Source organism: Mucilaginibacter sp. UYCu711, from assembly GCF_050433825.1.
Lineage (GTDB): Bacteria > Bacteroidota > Bacteroidia > Sphingobacteriales > Sphingobacteriaceae > Mucilaginibacter.
In genome coordinates, this window is record NZ_JBNPWM010000003.1 from 306,668 (window position 1) to 327,672 (window position 21,005).

13 protein-coding genes are annotated in these 21,005 nt (G+C 38.8%); all 13 read right to left on the reverse strand.

All coding sequences use genetic code 11. From position 1 onward, the window contains the following. Positions 1-2: 2 nt before the first annotated feature. On the reverse strand, positions 3-869 hold the full coding sequence (locus tag ABIB50_RS08605; protein WP_429378941.1) for an SdiA-regulated domain-containing protein: 867 nt from the start codon (positions 867-869) through the stop codon (positions 3-5). Then, positions 866-2,899 carry a polyphosphate kinase 1 gene (ppk1, locus tag ABIB50_RS08610; RefSeq protein WP_429378942.1) on the reverse strand — a complete coding sequence of 678 codons (2,034 nt, stop codon included), beginning with the start codon at positions 2,897-2,899 and terminating at the stop codon, positions 866-868. The genes ABIB50_RS08605 and ppk1 overlap by 4 nt, the downstream gene beginning before the upstream one ends. Position 2,900: 1 nt before the next feature. Then, a complete protein-coding gene (locus ABIB50_RS08615) occupies positions 2,901-4,148 on the reverse strand; it encodes a Pycsar system effector family protein (RefSeq protein ID WP_429378944.1) in 1,248 nt (415 codons plus the stop codon). A gap of 258 nt (positions 4,149-4,406) precedes the next feature. Next, the gene (locus tag ABIB50_RS08620; protein ID WP_429378946.1) at positions 4,407-5,489 is read right to left on the reverse strand and encodes an alkaline phosphatase family protein; all 1,083 of its coding nucleotides are present in this window, start codon (positions 5,487-5,489) and stop codon (positions 4,407-4,409) included. Between the two features lie 194 nt (positions 5,490-5,683). Continuing rightward, on the reverse strand, positions 5,684-7,264 hold the full coding sequence (locus ABIB50_RS08625; protein ID WP_429378948.1) for a CotH kinase family protein: 1,581 nt from the start codon (positions 7,262-7,264) through the stop codon (positions 5,684-5,686). A gap of 343 nt (positions 7,265-7,607) precedes the next feature. Then, positions 7,608-8,798 carry a DUF4185 domain-containing protein gene (locus ABIB50_RS08630; RefSeq protein ID WP_429378950.1) on the reverse strand — a complete coding sequence of 397 codons (1,191 nt, stop codon included), beginning with the start codon at positions 8,796-8,798 and terminating at the stop codon, positions 7,608-7,610. A gap of 132 nt (positions 8,799-8,930) precedes the next feature. Next, complete coding sequence (locus tag ABIB50_RS08635) at positions 8,931-10,076, reverse strand: hypothetical protein (protein WP_429378952.1); 1,146 nt, start codon at positions 10,074-10,076, stop codon at positions 8,931-8,933. A 35-nt stretch (positions 10,077-10,111) separates the two neighbouring features. After that, positions 10,112-11,641 carry a hypothetical protein gene (locus ABIB50_RS08640; RefSeq protein ID WP_429378954.1) on the reverse strand — a complete coding sequence of 510 codons (1,530 nt, stop codon included), beginning with the start codon at positions 11,639-11,641 and terminating at the stop codon, positions 10,112-10,114. Between the two features lie 75 nt (positions 11,642-11,716). Further along, entirely contained in the window at positions 11,717-13,594 is a 1,878-nt protein-coding gene (locus ABIB50_RS08645; RefSeq protein WP_429378956.1) for a DUF4983 domain-containing protein, read from the reverse strand. 114 nt (positions 13,595-13,708) lie between these two features. Continuing rightward, positions 13,709-15,328 (reverse strand): DUF5008 domain-containing protein, encoded by a 1,620-nt coding sequence (locus ABIB50_RS08650; RefSeq protein ID WP_429378958.1) that lies wholly within the window; start codon positions 15,326-15,328, stop codon positions 13,709-13,711. Between the two features lie 55 nt (positions 15,329-15,383). Then, complete coding sequence (locus ABIB50_RS08655; RefSeq protein ID WP_429378959.1) at positions 15,384-16,232, reverse strand: fasciclin domain-containing protein; 849 nt, start codon at positions 16,230-16,232, stop codon at positions 15,384-15,386. Beyond that, positions 16,201-17,847: a RagB/SusD family nutrient uptake outer membrane protein gene (locus ABIB50_RS08660; RefSeq protein ID WP_429378960.1), complete on the reverse strand. Its 1,647-nt coding sequence runs from the start codon at positions 17,845-17,847 to the stop codon at positions 16,201-16,203. The genes ABIB50_RS08655 and ABIB50_RS08660 overlap by 32 nt, the downstream gene beginning before the upstream one ends. A 13-nt stretch (positions 17,848-17,860) precedes the next feature. Next, positions 17,861-20,992: a SusC/RagA family TonB-linked outer membrane protein gene (locus tag ABIB50_RS08665; protein WP_429378962.1), complete on the reverse strand. Its 3,132-nt coding sequence runs from the start codon at positions 20,990-20,992 to the stop codon at positions 17,861-17,863. Positions 20,993-21,005: the final 13 nt, after the last annotated feature.

The window sequence follows — 21,005 nt, forward strand, 5'->3', positions numbered from 1 at the left end:
CGCTATTTTTTATAGATAAATTTGTAAACCGTACCGGGCGTTATTTTATCTCCCTCGTTACTAATATATAAGTTATTTTGGTTATCAAAGGCAATTCCCTCAGGCTGGATAAATAATGATGGGTTAATAGGGTAAACGCCTTTTACTTTAAAAGCCGCATCGGTAACCACAATCAGTTTATTAACCGACGACAAGATATACCACTCGTTGGTGCTTTGGTTTTTAGCTAATGCCGATGGATGAAACGCTACCTTTTTCTGACCTGATTGTGCCTCAATATCTTTTACGCTGATACTAAACTGGCCGCTTTGTTTTACCGCGCCGTTAGCTGCCATTCTAAAAATATAGCCGGTGTTGCTTTTCTTTGTATTATCTACATTGCAATGTTTGCAAAGCGCATACAATTGGTTGGTCTTTTCATCTGCATATAAACCTTCGTATTCGCCATCTGGTAATATATTTTCCTGCTTTTGCACATTTGCTATCTCGCCGCTGCGCACCTGGTTAAATGGAAAAGTAAAGAATACGCCATCGCTTCTTAGCATTAATACCTGGTCGTTTAAAATGGCTAAATCTTCATAATCGCCGGCTTTGCCAAATTTTGAGTAACCCGGCGCCTTTTTATCGCCTAACTTTAAATAATAGATGCGGCCGTTTTCATCCTGCTCGGCATATAGCGAATCACTTTTACCATGATGAAATGCAATGCCGGAGATCTCTAACAAGCCATCTGACATAATATATTTAACCGGTTTATTCAGATCGTATCCCGGCGGGTTAGTATAGCCCTTTTGTTCGATGCATGACAGCCCGGCAAGCATAACCAGCAACAAAAATAAAACCAATGTTATACCTTTTAAATTTTTCATCCTTTTGCGTTTAAGTATTTATACACTTCATATTGCGAACGTATAACAGGCGTTGTTGTTTTTATAAGCACGTTCTCCATATTTGCATTAAGCGTAACCGCTTTAACGTTATCCGCCAATTGCAGGTTAATTATATCGGTTATTTCAGCTTTTATTTGCTCATCATAAACAGGGAAACAAACCTCAATGCGTCGGTAAATATTGCGGTTCATCCAATCTGCCGAGCCCATATACACTTCGGGTTTGTTATTATTATGAAATATAAAAATGCGGCCATGCTCCAAATAACGGTCAACGATACGCTTAATAGTGATGTTTTCGCTCATGCCTTTTACACCAGGGATAAGGCGGCAAATACTGCGTACAATTAGTTGAACTTTTACACCTGCCTGTGACGCGTCGTACAACTTAGCTATCAGCTTAGGCTCTTCTAAATTATTAAGTTTGATGCGGATAGATGCAGGATGCCCCGTCTTTGCTTGGGTGATCTCCCTATCAATCATCTCAAAAAACCTATCCTGTAAATTAAATTGTGCAACCAGTAAATGCTCAAACTTTATCAGCTCAGCCGATTTTGGCTTTTCGCGTTTAGCAAGAAAAATAAACAGCAATTCTATTTCGCGCAGTAACTCTTTATTTGCGGTTATTAAAATATGATCGGTATAAAAAGCAGCGGTGTTTTCGTTAAAATTACCGGTAGCCAGCAAGCCATAATATTTTGTCCTATTGTTAACCGTACGCTTTACCAGGGCGACTTTGGCATGGACTTTTAGGGCAGTTACACTATAAATAATTTCGGCCCCGGCAGCTTTAAGCCTATTGGCCCATTTAATGTTATTGGCCTCGTCAAACCGGGCTTTTAGCTCAACCAGCACAGTTACTTTTTTACCCGCCGATACCGCGTTTATCAATGCATTAACAATTCGCGAATCACGGGCGACACGATATAGTGTAATATAGATCTCCTCAACCTCTTCATCCAATGCTGCGGCATTAAAGAAACGCAGGATGGTATCGTATGATTGATAGGGGGTATTGATTAGCAAGTCCTTCCGTTCAATCTGATCAAAAATTGATTCATCGGCGCTAAGCCGATTATGTATGGTTGGCCATTCATCATAATGCAAAGCAGGCGAACTAACCGGGAAACCGAGCAGATCCTTCTGGTTATGATAGTTACCCCCTTCAACCAAACTTGATGATTCTATCCCCCAACTATCACTAACCATCTGCAATATGCGCAATGGGATACCCGGCTGGTGCAAAAACCGGGTGGCTATACCTAAGTCGCGTTTTTGCAATTGCTTTTCAATTTGTTCAGACAGGTCCCCGGGATATTCGTCTTTCAACTCAAGCTCGGCATCGCGGGTAATTTTGAATGAGTAGCAATCCTTTATCGTTACGCCTCTGAATAGTTTATCAAGATTGTACCTGATAATATCATCCAAAAACAGAATATAAGTTTTGCCTTTCTCCTCAACTTTATAAAATCTCGGCAAATCGTCCGAAGGGATATTTAGTACAATTAGCTTTTCTTCGCCCTTATCATTTTCAATTACCACTAAAAAATAAAGCTCATTATTTTGCGGAAAGAATTTCTTTCTACCTGAGAATTTAAACGGGCGTAAAAAAGCCATCACCTGGCTAAAAAAGTAGTCGTTGGTTTTATCGATTAATGCAGCCGGGATGGGCTGATTAAGTAACAGGTGAATATTATTTTCTTTAAGCGCAGGTACAACGCCGCCACTAAATATTTTACCGAATTGCTGTTGCTGATGATTGATCAATTCCTGGGCGATTGTCAACGGGTCATCAACCGCGCTGGTGGGTGATGTGAGCTCGCCCAGCTTATCCATGGCCTGTAAAACCGGCATCCTTACCCTATAAAACTCATCCAGATTTGAGGAGAAGATAGCCATAAAGTTTACCCGCTCCATCAGCGGCACAGCATCCTGGCCGGCCATTTCCAGGATCCGTCCGTTAAACGTTAGCCAACTCAGGTCCCTGTCAAAAAAAGTATATTCTGCCATATTATGGTCTAACTAACGGCGCATCGCGAAAAATAGAAGCTATAATAAATCCAATAACAGCTATAATTAACCCAAACATGAAAATGTTATAAGCCACTCTCAATAACCGGTATTTGCGCCCCAAAACTACACCTTGCGAATACACATCTTTTATCAGCGTGCCATATAAAAACGCTCGGTCATCCATCACTTTTAACATGCCGGCAGTGTATTCTGGCAGGCCCATTTTATAAAAGTTGCCAAAAAATAAAAGGTTCACTTTTTTATCGTCGATATCTTTAGCGGTAAAAGTACCCTCGGGTATTGACGGACGGGTAGCCAGGATAGAGAAGATCATAGACAGTAAGCTCACTGTTAACAATACAAAACTAGGGATAGCTAAAAAACTATTCTCTTCGAGCTTACGCAAAACCAAACTGATAATGGCCGACAGGATAATGGAATTAACGGTAATGAGGATATGCGCCTTATTATCGGCCATATCGCTTAACCGCTGGTTATTGCCCGATGTTATTCGGAACATGGTTTCAATTCCCTTCTCTGGTTTTTCTTTTTTTTGCTTCTTTTCCTCTTTTATCTCTTCCGTTATCTTTTCTTTCCTGGTTGGTTCTACCCTACCGTTTTGTTTATTTTTTTCTGGCCCGGCTTTTTCTGCGTCGGCCTGTTTTTCTTTTAATTTACGCAGGTTCCTTTCTTGCTTATCATGCAATAATAACTGCGCGTAGTCTGTAAAGTAGTTATGTGCTTCCAGCAGTTCTATATTTTTTTTACGCCATTGTTGTTTATCTATATCAACGTGTTTGGCGGCGGCAATCTCTTTACGTAACTGTTTGTTTTTATCTGCGAAATCATCGGTACCTAAATGAAACAGATCAGCATCGCACATAATTTGCTGCAATAAACCGGTTGGCTTTTGGGGCATTTTGGTGGCCATTATGCAACCGCTAATTTTTTCGACCACCGTGGCACTAACTTTTAACGGCTTTAAAAATTCGGCAGCCAACCGCGCACCTGCAGCTTCGTGGTTAGCCCTATCGGTAAAGTAGCCAATATCATGAAACCAAGCCGATGTAATCACCACAAAAAAGTCCTCGTCGCTTAGCTGATAGTGATTGGCAATACGGGTAGCTGCCGTAACAACCCCTTTGGTATGATTAAGATCATGGTACAGCAGGTCGGGGTCATAATGCTCATGGAAATAATCCAAAACATATTGCTTTACATCTTCTAATAATTGCTGAAATTTCATTTAACTGCTTTAAAGTATAGTGTTATCCAAATTTACTGTTAAAATCTATATGTTTTTATGCTTGCGGTTCTTTCTTTTCGCAGTTTAACAGCGCCGCCAAACACAGCTAATAACCTAAAGAGTTGGGAAAAGTTTATGGTGCAGATGGCTGCTGGTAGAAATTTGTTAGTAAAAAATGTCTATCGCCTCCAAAAGACCTTGGTGGCTTACATCGCAGAGTTTTATAATATGGCTGTCCGTTAGCCGGGAAACTACAATCTATTTAAACAAGTCGGTCATTACTTTGCCTTTGCTGCTTTCCATTTTAAAGTTTAACAATTTAGCAACTGTTGCACTAATGTCTATTTGTTCGTAAGGGGTTTGAAAGCCTACGCCTTCTTTAAAATCAGGGCCCAGCGCTAAAAACTGGATATGCCTGCATCCTTCGCAGCCGTCGCCATGGCTAATAAAACCATCTGCAACGCCCGATAAATGCCTTCCGTGGTCGTTAGTAATGATAAGGGTTGTTTTGCCTCTGTAGTTATCATCATTTTGAATATAGTCGTATAAATCTCTTATATTTTCATCTGTTGATTGAATACCTTTGATATAATTACTCCATGAACTGCTGTGCCCGAAATAATCAGGGTCTTTTAAATTGATCAGCATTAAATTAGGGCGATACCGGCCAAGCACATTTTTAGCATGCACAACTGTAGTATCATCAAGTCGATAACCCGAAAATAAACCGTTATTACCACAATCAGTACGAGGCATATATTTACCCTTCCAATCTTCTTGTGTACAATTACCTAATATTTGCAATTTGTCTTTAGATGCTACTACCCAGGCTTTTTCGGCTGGCTTGCCGGTAGATTTAAGGAAGCTTTGAAATATAGACGGATATTGAGGTAATACATGTCCGTTGTTCTCTAAATCCTCATAATTACCTGTGCTAATAGCGTCATGCCCGGAATCAGTATTTGTGGTTCCCATATTATGGAAATTATTAAGCATTACACCTTTAAAGTATAAATTAAATTGGTTCGGGATGTTTTGACGGGTATAATCACCCCAGGTTTCGCTATAGCGGGCGCCGTCTATAACTACAATTATTACATTCTCTGTTTTACAACAAATGGCTGCAGATGTATTAACACGGGCTGTTTCTGAGCTATTGGTAGTTGCTGTTACGGTATTGGTTGCTTGCAGACCGGTAGTGTTTGATACTACTTGTGCGGTATTACCTGATTCTGATGTGCCGCTTACAGCGGGGATCGATGTGTCTTTTTGGCATGCTGCAATTAGGCATATGATTACGAAAACAATCACAGTTAGTGAAATGCGAGGGGTAAACGACATTTAGTTTAATTAATTGGCTTGTTTATACAAGTATACAATTAACACTTCAATGTAACAAGAAAGATACAATATTTTTTATAGCTGTAAATCAGCCAGTTATACAGCAAAATCCAATACTATGAAGAATACTGTCTCCAAAATATCTCCCGTGAGTCGTTGTATCATCACCCAAAGAGAAATATAGCAGTTTGTTTTTACAAGCCGTTTATGTAGGCGTCTATCATATTGTATTGATCTGTATACCAGCCAGTCATGTAAGCTGCTTCGGGATCAAGGTCCTGAGTTATGTTGGCCCATCTGTACCGCTCGCGCGCAAATGCATTGGTATTTACCAGCATCTTTCTATAAGCCTCAATACGGGCGCTTATTGTAGTTTTACTCAGTTGATTACTCTTGAGGCTGTTCCATCGGGATTTTAACAGACCTTTAAAGTTTTCAGGGTTTAATTTGATCAGGCGTTGCAACAGCTCGTTGTTTCCTGCTCCAAGTACATCATTCGCTTTATAATATCCCCCGGCATTTCTGCCCATCGAACCATCCAAATCCCATGCCGAATAGAAAAAGGCACCGGCTGTACGATAATCATAGAAGCTAAAAAATGTGTTTTTATTTTGATTATCAAAAGCTTCGGTTATGTTCATAAAGATGAAGTAATCCACCATATTATTAATGTCTACTTTATTTTTTATTTGGCTGCTAAACTCTTCATCGGTTGATGTTGAAATAAAATTAACAATGTTATATAAGTATGACCAATCAGGGGCGGGGGTATCGCCAAGGTCCGGATACTCCAGTTCCCAACCACCCCATGTATCCAGCGTATTGTCAAAAGGTGCCACGCTATAAAAATCGGTTTGATTTGTCCAATCGTTTGCTTTGTATATATCGCCATATTGCTTTTTAACCTGTAGCTGTTTACGGTCAAGTTTTTCGGTAAGGCAATATATCCCTGCGTATTTATTATTTAAAAACACTTCGGTCATATATCCCCGGGTTCCGTTATGGGCCGTTGGTTCGCTGGCTATATAAGGTACATTATTAAAACTATTCCAGATATCTGTAGTTAGCCGGTTTCTCATCCTGGCCTGGTCAATATACATAGCATCAAGTATCCAACTATTATCGTTACGTAAGCCCATCAGGGGGGCATCAGTATCGGCACCACTTGCATCCACCAAATGAACCGCGTACGAACTCTTAGGGTAATAACGGGAAGTGGCCCCCCTTATATTTATCATAATATTTGATGACATCTCTAATTTACTGCCTTGGGCCTGGTAATCGGGATTAACCAGGTTAAATGCTCCACTTATCTGATTATCACCAATTGCAGCACCGGCCTTTAACGTAACAATAGGCAAACCGGTAATAATTAATTTATAAGTAGTTGCTGCATTAAGGCTATTTAAGGCTTTAATTTCAACTTCCTGGTTGGTTGTTAGTGTATAATTAGCAATAGCACCTGCTTTTAGCCTGGTATTATCAATTAAAATGGCTTTTGCCGCCGTAGTATCAAAACTAACTACATAACCAGACAAGGAAACACTTACAGGTACCGGGTAATAATAAGCATTAGTGGTCGAATCGAAAGCGCAACTGGCCCCGTTTATTTTAAAACCAAGTAATTGTGCCGGCGCTGTTGGCAATGTTTGGGTAGGTTTACCATCATTATTGCCTGTTGTACTATTTGTGGAAGGCTTCCCTATATTATTTTTTTTACAGCCGTTAATAAACAGTAAAACTAATATGGCATAAAGCAAATAACGTGTTTTCATAAGGCAGTAATGTTGCAGCAGATATAAAAAATACAAATTGCGCGTACTCAGAAATTTGTATTGGTAAAAAGTATTTCGTTGATGAACTTCTCAGTTCCAAAAATTAATACCTGGTACGTTAGGGGAGAACAAATTGATAATACCGATTTGTTTAATTAGCAGCTGTACATAGTACAACCGCATTGTGATTTTGTTTTTGATGATTAGCCCCCAATAGTTAAAGGATTGCCACCAACAGTGTCGTTTTATAGGTTAGGATATAAAACTTATTAGCACTACAAAGCTAAAAAGTATTAGTATTGCATTGGGCGCAGCACAATAATGTTACTTGTAACAATTTTGTTTAGTTAAATTTAAGTCTGATAAACCGGGGCCTGTACAAGTTAGGGTCTCCGGGCAGATCCTTAAAAAACTCCATTGAGTTAATGTTATAGGAAATTAATAACTCGCCGGGTTTTGACAGACTTGGATGCGCCTTGGCATTGTATACAGTATAGGTTTTCTTAGTTAGGTCTTTGCTACAATCCCATATTTTAATGGCGGGGCCAAAGAGCCCATAAGGCGTTTTGCCAATACGCAAGCCAACATCTTTAGTAATGGTGCCAATTTGGAATATCAAAGCATAGCGGCCATCTGGCAATGGCGATACACTTAATTCGTTTGAAACCCAATCAGCCACCCTGGTAGCCTTTTTTATATCATTTGTCCAATTGCGCCCATTCCAATAGGTCCATTTATCATAATCTTCAAAATATTTAGGCAATACTCTGGCTACTAACAGTTCCTTCCATTTACCTATTACGCCGTATACATAAATATAACCATCAGGAGCAGGCGCACCCGCAGACTTAGTATTGACATAAATCCCTGCTCCAAATGATCCGGAATTACCTTCATTATCAGCTATATAAAATGGGGTATCTCTTTGTTGTTGGTTAGTGTAGGTAGGTTTGCTGTTAACCGGTATTTTAATTAACGTGTTCCCTACTTCTTTAAATCCAAAAGCGGCATCGCTCACGTTTTTAATTCGGTATCCAAAAATATAAATGCTATTATCCAGTTCAGTGTTTACAAAGCCATCACCCAGCCAGTAATAATCATCCGGCCCGGTTTTAGGGGTTTTAGGGATAAATAGCGTCTCGGGTTCGCCTTTTTTATCTTTTCCCCAGTAAAATATTATTTTATTCTTATCCGGGCTATTTCCGTTTAATATAGCAACCGAATTATGGGTCATTTTGTAACCGGGCATTAATGAGTTGTCTTTTATTTCGCCTATCATACTATCGCTAAACAAAAAAAGTATTTTATCAGTGGGCGATGCCTGTGCATGTTCTTTGCCGTTAAGCGGGATTGTAAAAATGCCATCGCCGCCAAACCAACCCGAACTTCTTTTTAGTAATGCAGTCCACTCAGGCGCTTCTTCTACTGTGTAGTTGAGCGTAGTTAAATCGTTGGGGTGTTGTAGCGTTTCTTCTTTCTGAGCGTTTGCATTCAGAAAAAAACATACAAACAGAATAGAAGCGAGGTATTTCATTTTTCATGATTAAGCGGTGCATACTAAGTGACATTAAATCGATAAATATAAGTCTATTATCAATATAACATAAAACATAAAACCCGGCTACAATGTAACCGGGTTTTATATAGATTGAATATTTAAGCTGTCTTATTTAAAGAATGCAAGCTCTGTTATTTGGAACGCACTTGCGAATGTGCTGATAACTCTCCACCTGTAAAATGTATATGCTCCAGTTGTTTTTAAAGGGTAATACCACCATTTTCTGTAACGGATGTCGATACCTGAAGGTCCGTTTCCACTTAAACCAAGATCAGTACCCATATCATAAAAACCTTTTGTTAGAGTGATATTATCTAACTCTATCCAGGGGCCATCTTTACTGTTTGATCCTTCAATAGCCCATTGTTTTGGGTCACGGGAACTTTGAGAGTCATTACCATTCATTATGCCATATGATTTTACAACTACCGGAGCCGGGAATTGCAGCGTAACGATCAATGGTTGTGGGAAAGCCGAATAGTACCCAAATTTAGTTGTTAAGTTACCATCTACCAATTTAGATGCACCTTCGTTAACACCTTGGGCCGTGTTTTCAACTGTTGTAATTGCTGCCGGATACAGCGGTGAATTATTGATATAAGATGCTGTAATATCAGTTGCTATACCATCTACAGTAACACTTCTGGTAAGTGAGGCAGTAGAACCTTTATCAGTAACAATTTTTACAGTAAACTGGTTAAATGATCCTATGAAAAGTTCAACTTCAGGGCTCGCTTCCGTACGGGTAAAAATAACCGGGCTGGTACTTCTGTTATCTGTAAATGTCCATAAGTAACTTTTTACGTTTGCTGCTTTTACTTTAGCCGTGAATTTAACAGTACCCGTTTTTGAGGTAGTAGCGATCCTGGCGGTGCTAAGCTGTATTATACTATCCGGATAGATCGGGATATCCAGGTATTTATGGGAAATATCACCTGTTGATGAAATAGCTTTCAAGTCGATAGTGTACTTGAACTGCTTAGCCGGATCGCCTGTGTTTACATACGTGTGCGAAACATCCGCACTGGTTGATAAACTATCGTCTCCAAATCGCATCTCCAGTTTTGTAAACTTAGTAGATGCATTTGTAAACTTAAAGGTAAAACCATCTAAAGCATCTGGTTTCACTGTAAAGTCGGCTAGTGGAAATATAGGCTGTGCATCCGGAACCACAGCTTCAACTTTACGAGAGCAGGATGATATCATAGCTCCCAGGCAAAAAAGCAAAGCTATTGATTTTAATGATCTGTTCATTGTGTTTGTTTTTAATGTTAGTTTATTTTATTTAACTATGGTAGTCTTGTAAAGACTATACCTCTCATATCGTAAGATGCATTATTCTCAAAAAGTTTAACTATGTGATAACCAGCAGTTAAAGGTACAGGTATAACGGTTCCGGCAGTATAAAACTTGGTCGCATCATTACTGTAAGTAAACGGCTTCTGATTGTTGTTATTAGTACCAGTTGCAGCATTTATTCCCATTTGGTTATTACCAGATATCGAAACATTATCTATAAATATCTGCCATCTTCCGTTGGTATTTGAAGCTCCCATCCAGGTATCCACTTGATAATTACCTGATTGCTCAACAAAAACACTCCAGGTTAACCATTCGCCGTTACCTGTCCAGCCAACAACGCTTCTTGGTGTATAATCAGGTACAACATCAACAAAGTCTGGAGCTCTCCAGCTGCCATCACCATCTTTTGAGTTATTATCATGATATGCAACGCCTTCGCCGCCAAAATCATAGTTAGCACATATTAACATATCAGAAGCAGCACCCACAGTACCTTTAATAAGGTATGGCTTGCCCAGGAATGGCCTGAAGAAGTTAGGATCCATAACAACTATCACTGTATTTTTAGAACCAACAATTGAGTATTTGCTTGGGCTGGTAATAGTAAGCGCTACAGTAGGATATTTAACTGATGGTGCACCTCCTGCGGGTTGTTGTGCCAATAATGTATTCATTTTAGTTTGGAAACTCAGGGTGGCTGTACTGGCACCCGCAGCAAATGTTACAACAGGATTGATTATACCAACATTAACGCTATTATAAGCTACCGACGTAGATAACAAACCAGAATTAATGTATTTGGTTACAGTGTCAGGAGATAGAGCAGCATTAACTGTAAACGTTGCACCTGATGTACCTTGCAAAGCAATGGGAATGTTAACTTGAATAAACGTAGAATTTATGTAATAATTTGAAGGATCTGCTGTAACATTAATAACCTTGGTTGGTGATGCAAACGCTATTTGGTGAATTGAGTTTGCCTCTAATACTTCACCTGTTTTAACTACCAATATTAAAGCACCTTTACCAGCAGCTATAGTATTATCTTTAGTTGCACCAGATATTTTAAAAACGGCAGCCATGTTTTTACCATAGCTAAGCTCCATTGCAGAGCGATTAACAATTATATTAAAACTAACAGTTTTAACACCAGCCGGTACAACAACCTGATTAATACTTGTTGCAGCTCCTGACGGGAATGCAACAGTAGTGGCGGCCGGCAATGTGCCTGCAGTTATTAATTTTGCTACTGTATCTACATTTGTAGACAAGTTAATTGTAAATGCTCTGCTTGTAGCTTGAGAGAAAGTAATGGTAGCAGGTATGGTTAAATCTGCTCCGGTAAGCGTATAAGTACTTCCGGTACCTATTTCTAATTTGTTGTCTACAGACGCACTTACGTTAGTGTAAGTTTGCGTAGTGACTACCTCACCAAGCTTTTCGCGCTGGCAAGATACCGCCAAGATAGCTATACCAGCTAAGAGGCTCACTTTAAGGTGACTAAATATTTTTTTCATTTTATGTCTTTTAAAATTATTATTTAACAATTTTATTTGTGGCGAGCGCCTATTTCCAAGGCGTCTCTAATATTTTTAATTAGTGATCCAAACTTTACCATCCAATGCCCATGAAGATTGGCGGGAAATATTAAACCAGCTCAAAATTTGGGTAGGAAGATCGGAGTTTTTTGGAACCTTTAAACTAAGGTCACTTGCAACTGGCGAGCAGATAAGGTCTGTAAATGGAGTCCATCTGTACCCATTAGTTTGTGCCTGTGCCAACGTAAAATCAGCTGCTAATGGTCCTTTATCTCTTAATACGGTACCGCTACCTTCACCCATTGGCCAGTAACCAACCAGGTAGTTAAAGAATGGATGGCTTGAATCAATTGTCTGGTCGCAGGCATATTGCTTAACTATACCATCAGGTATTGCAACTTTAAATATTTTAAGCTCTTTTAACTCAACATCAATTTTTCCAAAAGTACTGCCGCCTGAACCGTCAATCTCGCCAGGAACGTAACCTATTCTTAATACAGAGGGGCTATCAAAATTAGGTTTGCCACCAAACACAAACGCAGTAGCCGAAGGATTTGCAGTTGAACCGCCATTTTGGTTAGTAACACCCAATACACCGTCAGTGTAAACTCTAACCGCTGTTGTACCATCTGCTTTTCTTTCTACTACAGCAGTAAGATCATGCCAGGTATCGCCTGTAAATTCCATTCCCTGAGCTTCTTGCCCATTATTACTAGCTTGAGTAGTTGCCGTTCCGCCCATACCCATAAATCTCCATTTATTTTGCCATAAGCAAAGATTCCAACCATTGCCTCCGCCATTACTACCCCAATTAACTTGAGGTGTAGTAGAGCCTGTTTGACTCTGTTTGCCTAAAAAACCAGGCCATTGGTAATAATAGTCACCTCTTGAAGGGTTAGCAGGGTTTTTATGTTTTTTAATCTTAACAGAAATTGTAAAACCTGATGTATCACCAAAGTTAAAGTAAGATGACAGGTTCACTTTTGTCTGAGGATCTAAACCTAATACCTGGCCAGTACCTTTTTCCGTATCACCTAAGAATCTGATAGAAGTTCCGACATACGTGTTACCTACAAAAGGTTTAGGTATAAATGTTTGATTGAAAGATGGGTTAGAAATAATTGTAAAAGTATTTGCGTTAGGATTACTTAATACAGTTTTATCATCCTCTACAGCTTTAACAGCATATGTACCACCTTTATTAGAAGCTACAATAATCAGCCAGTTTTCTTTAGCATATGTAGCTCTCGCTTTTAATGCTGTTAATATTGCACCAAGCTGGCTATCAAATGTAGTTATTGCTGTTTTGTAAGCAGCATTCAATTGAGGATCAAATCCATTATTAACATCTGATTTCCCTGCAGCCTCAATAGCGGCAAACTCACCAATTACTAATGATGCAGTATCAGTTGCAAGAAAGCTTACCATCCTGTCTTTAAGTGCAGCATCAGTAGCAAAAGTTTCTGAAACATCAGTACCACCGGTTAAATTAGCTTTAAATGCAGCCGACGCAGAAAACGCTGCAATACGTATGGTTGGCCTGGTGGCTTTTATCCTTTGAAATATTGTAGGATAAGTTGCCAGGTTATTACCTGCAAAATCTTCGGTTAATACATTGTGTTTTTCTTTTTTCACACCTGTAATCATGTCGGCCCAGTTAGTAGCATCTGTTGATACAGTAGCATCTGCTAATGAGTTCCATGAATAAATAGCGTTTGGAGTAAGTGATTTAAGATTTGGAACGTCCGCATCCCTCACATTTACACCTCTTGCTCCATCGGCTATGATATACAACACCTTTGGGGCTTTAAACACCTGATTTGCAGTAGGTGGAGGTGATACAGGTACAACTTTATCAAAATCATGATTACATGCAGTTAAAGTCAATACAAAAAGTGATACACCAAGCAATTTGGCTTTAAAATTTTTCATATTATATATATATTTTAATTTAGTTCGTTTAAATTGGTTATGCTATTGAAGCATAGTCTTTTGTAAGACTTATTTTTAACGCAAAGTTAATAATATTATTATTTAAAAATATTATTATTCTAATGTTGCCCTAACAATATTATACCTTGGTTTACCATCAAATAAGCTAAAACTACCCATAATTAATATAGCGCGTTTGTTATCTTCTGATTTGGTTTCAAAAACATCCAGAATTGGTCCGTTTACATTACCGGTTGTATTAAATCCGTCTTTTAGTGCTCCTGTTTTATCAATAAAGAATAACCCATTCCGTATTATACCGTCGTAAGATTTAAAACTTCCATTTACCAGTACAGTACCATCCGTTAATATCTTAGCATAGAACGGGAAACCGCCTTCAAATGTCTTAGGCGTAAAACCGGCATCTACTGAACCATCATAGTTTAACTGTATCATATATTTATAAGGCTTGCCGTTCCAATTGTTAAACAATCCAACAACTATATACTTGTTTGATATTGGATCATAGTTTATATTTTGAATGCCAAAATCGGGGCCCGAACCAACATTAAATGTATTATCAATAGTTCCGTCAGCGTTTAACCTTAAAATAGAAGGAGTTGCAACGTTGTCAAATTTCGTGAATTGGCCATAAACCAGTATTTTTCCGTCAGGATGCCCAACCGTAGCTATATAGCCATTAGCACCCGGTAAACCTGCGCCAGGGATACTTGGCCTATAACCAGGAGCCGTAGGGTTAAATCTCCAGGTTTTATCAAGGCTGCCATCGATGTTTAAACGCGCTAATTGAGGCATGGTGATACTATCTATTATAGTACTGTCTTTGCTATCATAGCTGTTCTGATCATAACGGCGGGACACATAGTGTGTAAAATTACCCGTTACTATCATTTTGTCAGTACCTACCGGCAAAATGTTTGTTATACCACCACCGGCTACACCACCGTTAAACGTTGGTACAAACCTGGTTTTAAGCAAATAGGTAGTTACCTGCGTGGTATCAATCTGACCCGAAGTAAATAGCCTTGTAATTTTGCTAATAGTACCATTTTGTTGTGCATAACCGGTAAAATCACCAATTGGGAAAAAATACGAGCCTATCTGTACTACATTATATATACCACTGTTTGCTCCCGCACCAGAGGCGAACGAGCGATCCCAGCTACCATCGGGATTAACCCTTACAATATTGCCAAGCCTTTTAACCTGCCCTTTATTGTCGTAGTTACCGAAACTACCTACTATTAGCATCTGTGTACTTAATGGGATAGGGTATGCTTTGTACACAGGCCCGTTAGTTCCTGCTACGGCAACAAATGTAGGGTCAAGGTTTACTTTCCCTATTACAGTAAAGAGCGGCCCAAAAACAACCTGTCCATCAACCACAAAAGTTGTTACACCTGTACTTGCCTTACCAGGTACTTTAACAGTAAGGCCTGTTTCTGTAACCGCAGTAATTTCTGCAAGTTGGCCATTAAATAAAAAGGTTAATTTACCTGCTTTATAATAAGGTAATAACCCAGTAGCAGCAATGGTAACCGGGGTACCTGCCGTACCAGAGGCCGGCACCGGTATTTGCTGTGCATTAGCAACAATGTTTAAATTAGCTTTGCCGCCTGAATACGGGTTATCAAACACCGTTTGAGCTTTTTTACAGCTGCCAAGAAGCAAACCGATAAACACAATTAGTAAGCCAGTATATTTAAGTTTCATAACGTTTATATTAAATTCAAAAAACTTTATCTTCAATTTCTGCATTTGTCTGATTTTATCTGTTTAAAATAACCTCAGAAAAAAATTCAAACGACATCCCAAAATTTGATTCCATCATCTCACTTGTTCGCAATTCGCCAACAGAAAATCCACTCCTGTTATAGGATGCAATCGGGTAGACAGCCAAAACATGAACCACTCCATTTGTAGGTTGAATATCGGACGATGCAACAGCTGCAGACAAAGAATAATAATAGCTTGGGTTTGAAGTATCAACTATAGAAGAAATACATAGCTGGCGATAGCCTGCGTACCTAACAGTATTAGCAGTAAAATAAACTACGCCTATATTGCTTAAATCACCATTATACCCGAAGTAATATCCGCCTGGATACAACGGCCTCAAATCAAAATCCAGTTGTGGGAAATCTTTTAGAAGGAATTTCTCTTTTAACACATACCTCATTAAATATTTTCTCCAGATGCTTGGAGAGATATCAGAGAGTTTTCTAATGGTATCTTTTTTAAGATCATACAATTGTTGGTTTAAGCCCCCTTGCATTTCTGGTATTTTACCATTAACGATACCTATAGTTCTTCTAATAACCTCATCAGTAGGTGCGAAGAATGTGATATTTTCTTTCGTAAAGATATCTTCCATCCCAGCCAGCTTTACTATCTGTGTAATAGTATCAAACTTAGGGTTAGATTGAAGGTATTGCAGCACGGTGCCATTAAATTGTGCTTTTGCAAGCCCTCCATCTTTATAATAATTATCCTTTGAACAGGAAGACACCGTTATCATTAGTATTGCCGCGCAAACTACTGGTGTAATGTATTTTTTAATATAATTTCTCATGTGCTTAATTAAATTATTCAATGCCTGAACCTCTCCAATATCCATTTAACGTCATATACGGGTTATTATTTAAAGCAGATGCATCAATTGGCCATGTCCAACCGCCTCTGGCAAACTTGTCTGCTGTAAGTGGGTTATCAGTATAGAGCTTGCTTGTTATTCTTTTAGTACGTACCAAGTCAAAATAATGACTACCCTCACCCATCAACTCTTTTGCGCGCTCCCAAAAAATTGCATCTTTTAGCGCAGCATCAGCAGGTGATCCTACAGGATATGCTGTTGCGCTTGCTCTTTGCCTTACTATATTCAAATTTTCAATAGCTTTATCAGGTAAATTAAGTTCAGCATCCGCTTCGGCCCTTAATAAAATAGCGTCCGAATATCTCATAATAAGGAAAGATGCATCCGGGATTGAGTTATCAAGTGGATTTGTTGAATCAAGGAATGTGTTACCAGCAAATTTTTTCATTTGGAACGTCTCAGTGTCTTGGTTGAATGGATCATCAAACCAAACTGTTAACCTGTTATCCTGCAAATCAGGGTATAGTTTCTTCATATACTCTGCTGTAAATACGCATGGGCTTGTACGATTGTCATACTCAGGAAGCCTGTAAGGGAAGTGAATAAATGATTCCCCAAATTGTGCTAATTTAAATGGCTGAGCCAACGGGTTTGAAGATGCGTTATAGTTAACTGTACTAAACAATTCAAACAAGCTTTCTTCAGAACGGCCTTTCGCTACTGTTGCCCAATCGCTTAATGGAAGCAAGCGATAAGCCTGGCTACCCATTATTTCAGCACCAAGGCTTTCGGTATCCTGGTAATAAGCTGTTTTATTTGTCGGATCAAATCCCGCATTCCACATATCCATATTCATCAATAAACCAATAATTGATCCTCTTGACGCCCTAACACCTCTTAGGGAAGGGTCGGTTATTGCAAAAGGTAAATCATTTTTTGATGTTTTTAAATCGGCAATACAATTCTTAACCACCGAAACCATATCCATTCTTGGCAATGGATCTTTTTGGAAAGGGGTTGTGTAATAAACGACATCGCCATATAACCTTACCAGGAAAAAATAGCTATAGTTTCTGATAAATTTAGCTTCCGCCATATATCTTTTGGTTTGCTCACCAGATAATGCCGGAATACCTTCCTGTAATTTACTAACCAGGATATTTGCTGATTGTATAACTTTATAATACTCGGCCCACCTGGTAAGGTTAACAAATAACATAGGGTTGGTAATACCCGTAAGTGGATCTCGATCGGCTACAGCACTAAGTAATAAGCGGTCATTAACAACAGAGCTACCAACTATAGGCTGAAAACCACCTGAAATACCAGAGTCATTTATCCTTTTGTTATGGCCGCCAACTAAGGCTACATCGGGCCTTACAATCCTGGTACCCCGACCGCTTGCTGCAGGGATCACTTCGCCCGAGCGAAACTCGCCCGTACCGCCAGCGGTATTGGTTTGAACGTATTTGTCAAATAATTGACCATACAGATCCGTAACATTACTTTCTATATCACTTGCAGACTGGTAATAATTGTTACCGGTTAGCTTATCAATAGGTGTAATACTAAGGAATTTCTTACAGCTAAATTGCGATGCGATCATCACAAACAATAAGCAAATTGTAATTTTTTTCATATCGTATTTTGAATTAAAATTGAACTGTAAATCCTAAAGTGTAAGTACGCGGGTTAGGATAAGCTCCATCTATATCCTTGCCCAGGGCATTTACGTTTTCCACGTTTGGTCCTGAATAAGGTGTAAACATCGCCACGTTACTTGCTGATATGTACGTTCTAATATTGCTAAGGCCTAGGCGCTTAACTAAATCTTTATTTAGGTTATAGGATAAAGTAACCTGGTTAATTTTAAAGTAGCTACCATCCTCTTGCCATAAAGTTTGTTCTCTTCTAAAATTCTTTAGATATATCTCATGTGCATAATTATACACGTTAGCATATTTCGCAGTTGCATCACCCGGGCCACGCCATATACGCAAGTCTCCTGCAGTAGGTACGGAATTCGTACCAAAAGGGTTGCTTAGCCCTGTTAATCTTTGAGCTAATGAATTATTTAATACAGAACGCACCGCAGTGTAAGAAGAGTATATGTTTAATGAGAATGATTTGTATCCTACAGTGTTACTAAAACCACCGGTTATTAAGGGTTGAGTATTGCCGGTTACTTGTCTGTCTCTAACATCAATTATATAATCACCATTTAAATCCTGAATCATGGCGTCACCACCCTGGTAAGATAAAAGTACGTTATTGGTGGTTGAAAATAGCTGCGTATTATAATTTCTAATTCTGATACCTGTAATCGGATCTACCGGCACACTGGCTGTAGTAGAATAAACGCCCTGGTTATTGTATAAGTAGTTAGATAATGCATTTCTTCCAACTCTTTTTGCTAAATACTGGCCACTTGCATCAAGTGCAGCAGATGATCCTGTTGCATTTTGGATATCTATGTATTGTCCGTTATATTGAGCAGGTAGTTTTGTCAATATATCATAGTTTAATGCACCATTCAGGTTAATTGACCAGGTAACCTTGCTGCTTTTTCTTAATGGACGGATAGTTAAAGATAGCTCATACCCGTAATTAACAATTGAAGCATCGTTACTTGTATATTTATTAAATGCTAAAGTATTTGATAATTGGTTTTCAAACAGGTCATTACTGACACCTCTGTAATAAGTATCAAACGTAACATCTAATTTACCGCCAAATAATGATGCATCTAAACCAGCGTTATATTGAATAACGTTTTTTGATTTCAAAAATGGATTCGGGATTTTATCGTAATCAATACCTACACGCGCATTGTTGTTATAAAAGCCGTTAGGGTTATATTTACCATAGATGTCTGTTAAAGTACCTACCGGATATATGTTTTGCCCAGCGGTTAACCTTATATCAAACATGTCAATCCACTTAGCATTGTTTTCAATCCAAGGCTCTTTGTGAATATTCCATTTAAAACCTATTGACGGATTTTTAGTATAAGGATCTTGCTGGCCATTTGCTGATGAACCATCAACACGGTAGGTAATATCCAGGATGTATTTCTTTTTAAAGTCATAAGTAAACGCGGCGGCAAACGCAGCAGTTCTTAAATCATAAAAAGTATTTAATACACCAGCTCCTCTTGATAAGTTTCCGTCATAACCACTGGGGCCTTCATACTGATCATTTGGACTGCCCAAAATCCTGGTAAAGCTTTCTTGCTTCTTTTTAATGTAAATCTCACTGAATACGTTTATAAAGAAGTTATGCTGACCAACAGCTCTTGTGTAGTTTACGCTATTTCTGTTATATAATGTAGAAGTGTATCCATAAAAATTGTCTATTTTGGCATACTGATCATTAGCGGCAGCTGGCAAAAATTTGTCTTGAGTACTAATCTCATAATCGTAGTTTCCATTGGTTGCCACAGCTAATCCTGGCAGTAACTCATAAGTAGCGCTCATGTTGGCACTGATAGTCTTAGGACCAGAGCTTTCCCTAATATTTAGGGTTGATAATACGTCGCTTGTAGCTAATAGGAATGAAGGGCCAGGTTGTAAAGTAGATCTGTTACCACTTTGGTTCACTATGTTTTGTAACACACCTGTACCGCTACCAGATTTAATTTTACCTAAAGCTGTTCTTATCTGTCCAAAGAAACTTAATTTTGATGAAGGTTTAAACTCCATGTTCATGTTCATACTATAGTTCTCGTATCCGGTGTTTGCTACCAGACCTGATTGAGAGTAGTACTTTAAGTTAACCTTATAGTTAAATTTAGCATCACCACCATCTAAAGCAATGTTATGTGTTGTATTAAATTTGTCAGTGTAATAAATGCCTTGCCAATTTGTTGAATTGTTATAAAAAGCATTCAAACTATCTGACAAGAACGGTGTATTAGAGGCCAGGTATCTGTCTAAAAATATTCCATAGGTGTTAATTTGACCTAATTTGAAGTTTCTTTCACTAACACCACCTAAAGTTTCGCGAAGTTTTGGAACAGCAGATATGAAGAAGTTAGCTGTATAAGTGATTTTTGGTATTTTTGATTTACCCCTTACGGTTTGGATCAAAATTACACCATATGCACCTCTTGAACCGTACAACGCTGTTGCTGTTGCATCCTTCAAGATCTCCATACTTGCTATATCTTCCTGCGGGATCAAAGATAATGGGCTTACACCCGGACCTTGTTGATCAAAACCAAAGTCTGAAGCTTTATCGGCATCCAAAGGAACACCATCAATTACATATAACGGAGATGTTGGTTGTAAGTAAGTGTTATCACCACTACCAGTTGTAGCAATAGTAGATAAACCACGAATGTTAACCGTTCCGCGCATACCCGGTGCACCTGTATTGTTCTGGATATTCAAACCAGCTACTTTACCTTGTAGTAATTGTTCAACGTTACCAACCGGGTTATCTTGTACTTCTTTACCGGTAACGATATAAGAAGATCCGGTTGTTTCATCACGGTTACGTTTAACATAACCACGAATTACCACGTCATTCAGTTTCCGGTCATCCGTTATCAGGTTAACGTTTTGTACAACCTGACCCGGTTTTAATTTAATTGTTTGCGTAGCATAACCCACATTTGTAAATACCAGTGTTGCCCCATCATCAACAACTACGCTGTATTTACCATCTATGTCAGCTTGTGTCAAACCCTTGCCGGCTGTGCCAATGGTGGCTCCAGTCATTGGCTCTTTTGTTGCTGCATCTAAAATGATACCCTTAACGGTTACCTTTTTAACTTGTGCCATTAAATTCTGGCAC

Excerpts from the sequence above, each read along its gene's own strand:
- ABIB50_RS08605 (WP_429378941.1), bottom strand. The coding sequence starts at position 869 with ATGAAAAATTTAAAAGGTATAACATTGGTTTTATTTTTGTTGCTGGTT.
- ABIB50_RS08645 (WP_429378956.1), bottom strand. The coding sequence starts at position 13,594 with ATGAAAAATTTTAAAGCCAAATTGCTTGGTGTATCACTTTTTGTATTG.
- ABIB50_RS08620 (WP_429378946.1), bottom strand. The coding sequence starts at position 5,489 with ATGTCGTTTACCCCTCGCATTTCACTAACTGTGATTGTTTTCGTAATC.
- ABIB50_RS08615 (WP_429378944.1), bottom strand. The coding sequence starts at position 4,148 with ATGAAATTTCAGCAATTATTAGAAGATGTAAAGCAATATGTTTTGGAT.
- ABIB50_RS08640 (WP_429378954.1), bottom strand. The coding sequence starts at position 11,641 with ATGAAAAAAATATTTAGTCACCTTAAAGTGAGCCTCTTAGCTGGTATA.
- ABIB50_RS08630 (WP_429378950.1), bottom strand. The coding sequence starts at position 8,798 with ATGAAATACCTCGCTTCTATTCTGTTTGTATGTTTTTTTCTGAATGCA.
- ppk1 (WP_429378942.1), bottom strand. The coding sequence starts at position 2,899 with ATGGCAGAATATACTTTTTTTGACAGGGACCTGAGTTGGCTAACGTTT.
- ABIB50_RS08660 (WP_429378960.1), bottom strand. The coding sequence starts at position 17,847 with ATGAAAAAAATTACAATTTGCTTATTGTTTGTGATGATCGCATCGCAA.
- ABIB50_RS08665 (WP_429378962.1), bottom strand. The coding sequence starts at position 20,992 with ATGGCACAAGTTAAAAAGGTAACCGTTAAGGGTATCATTTTAGATGCA.
- ABIB50_RS08655 (WP_429378959.1), bottom strand. The coding sequence starts at position 16,232 with ATGGATATTGGAGAGGTTCAGGCATTGAATAATTTAATTAAGCACATG.
- ABIB50_RS08625 (WP_429378948.1), bottom strand. The coding sequence starts at position 7,264 with ATGAAAACACGTTATTTGCTTTATGCCATATTAGTTTTACTGTTTATT.
- ABIB50_RS08650 (WP_429378958.1), bottom strand. The coding sequence starts at position 15,328 with ATGAAACTTAAATATACTGGCTTACTAATTGTGTTTATCGGTTTGCTT.
- ABIB50_RS08635 (WP_429378952.1), bottom strand. The coding sequence starts at position 10,076 with ATGAACAGATCATTAAAATCAATAGCTTTGCTTTTTTGCCTGGGAGCT.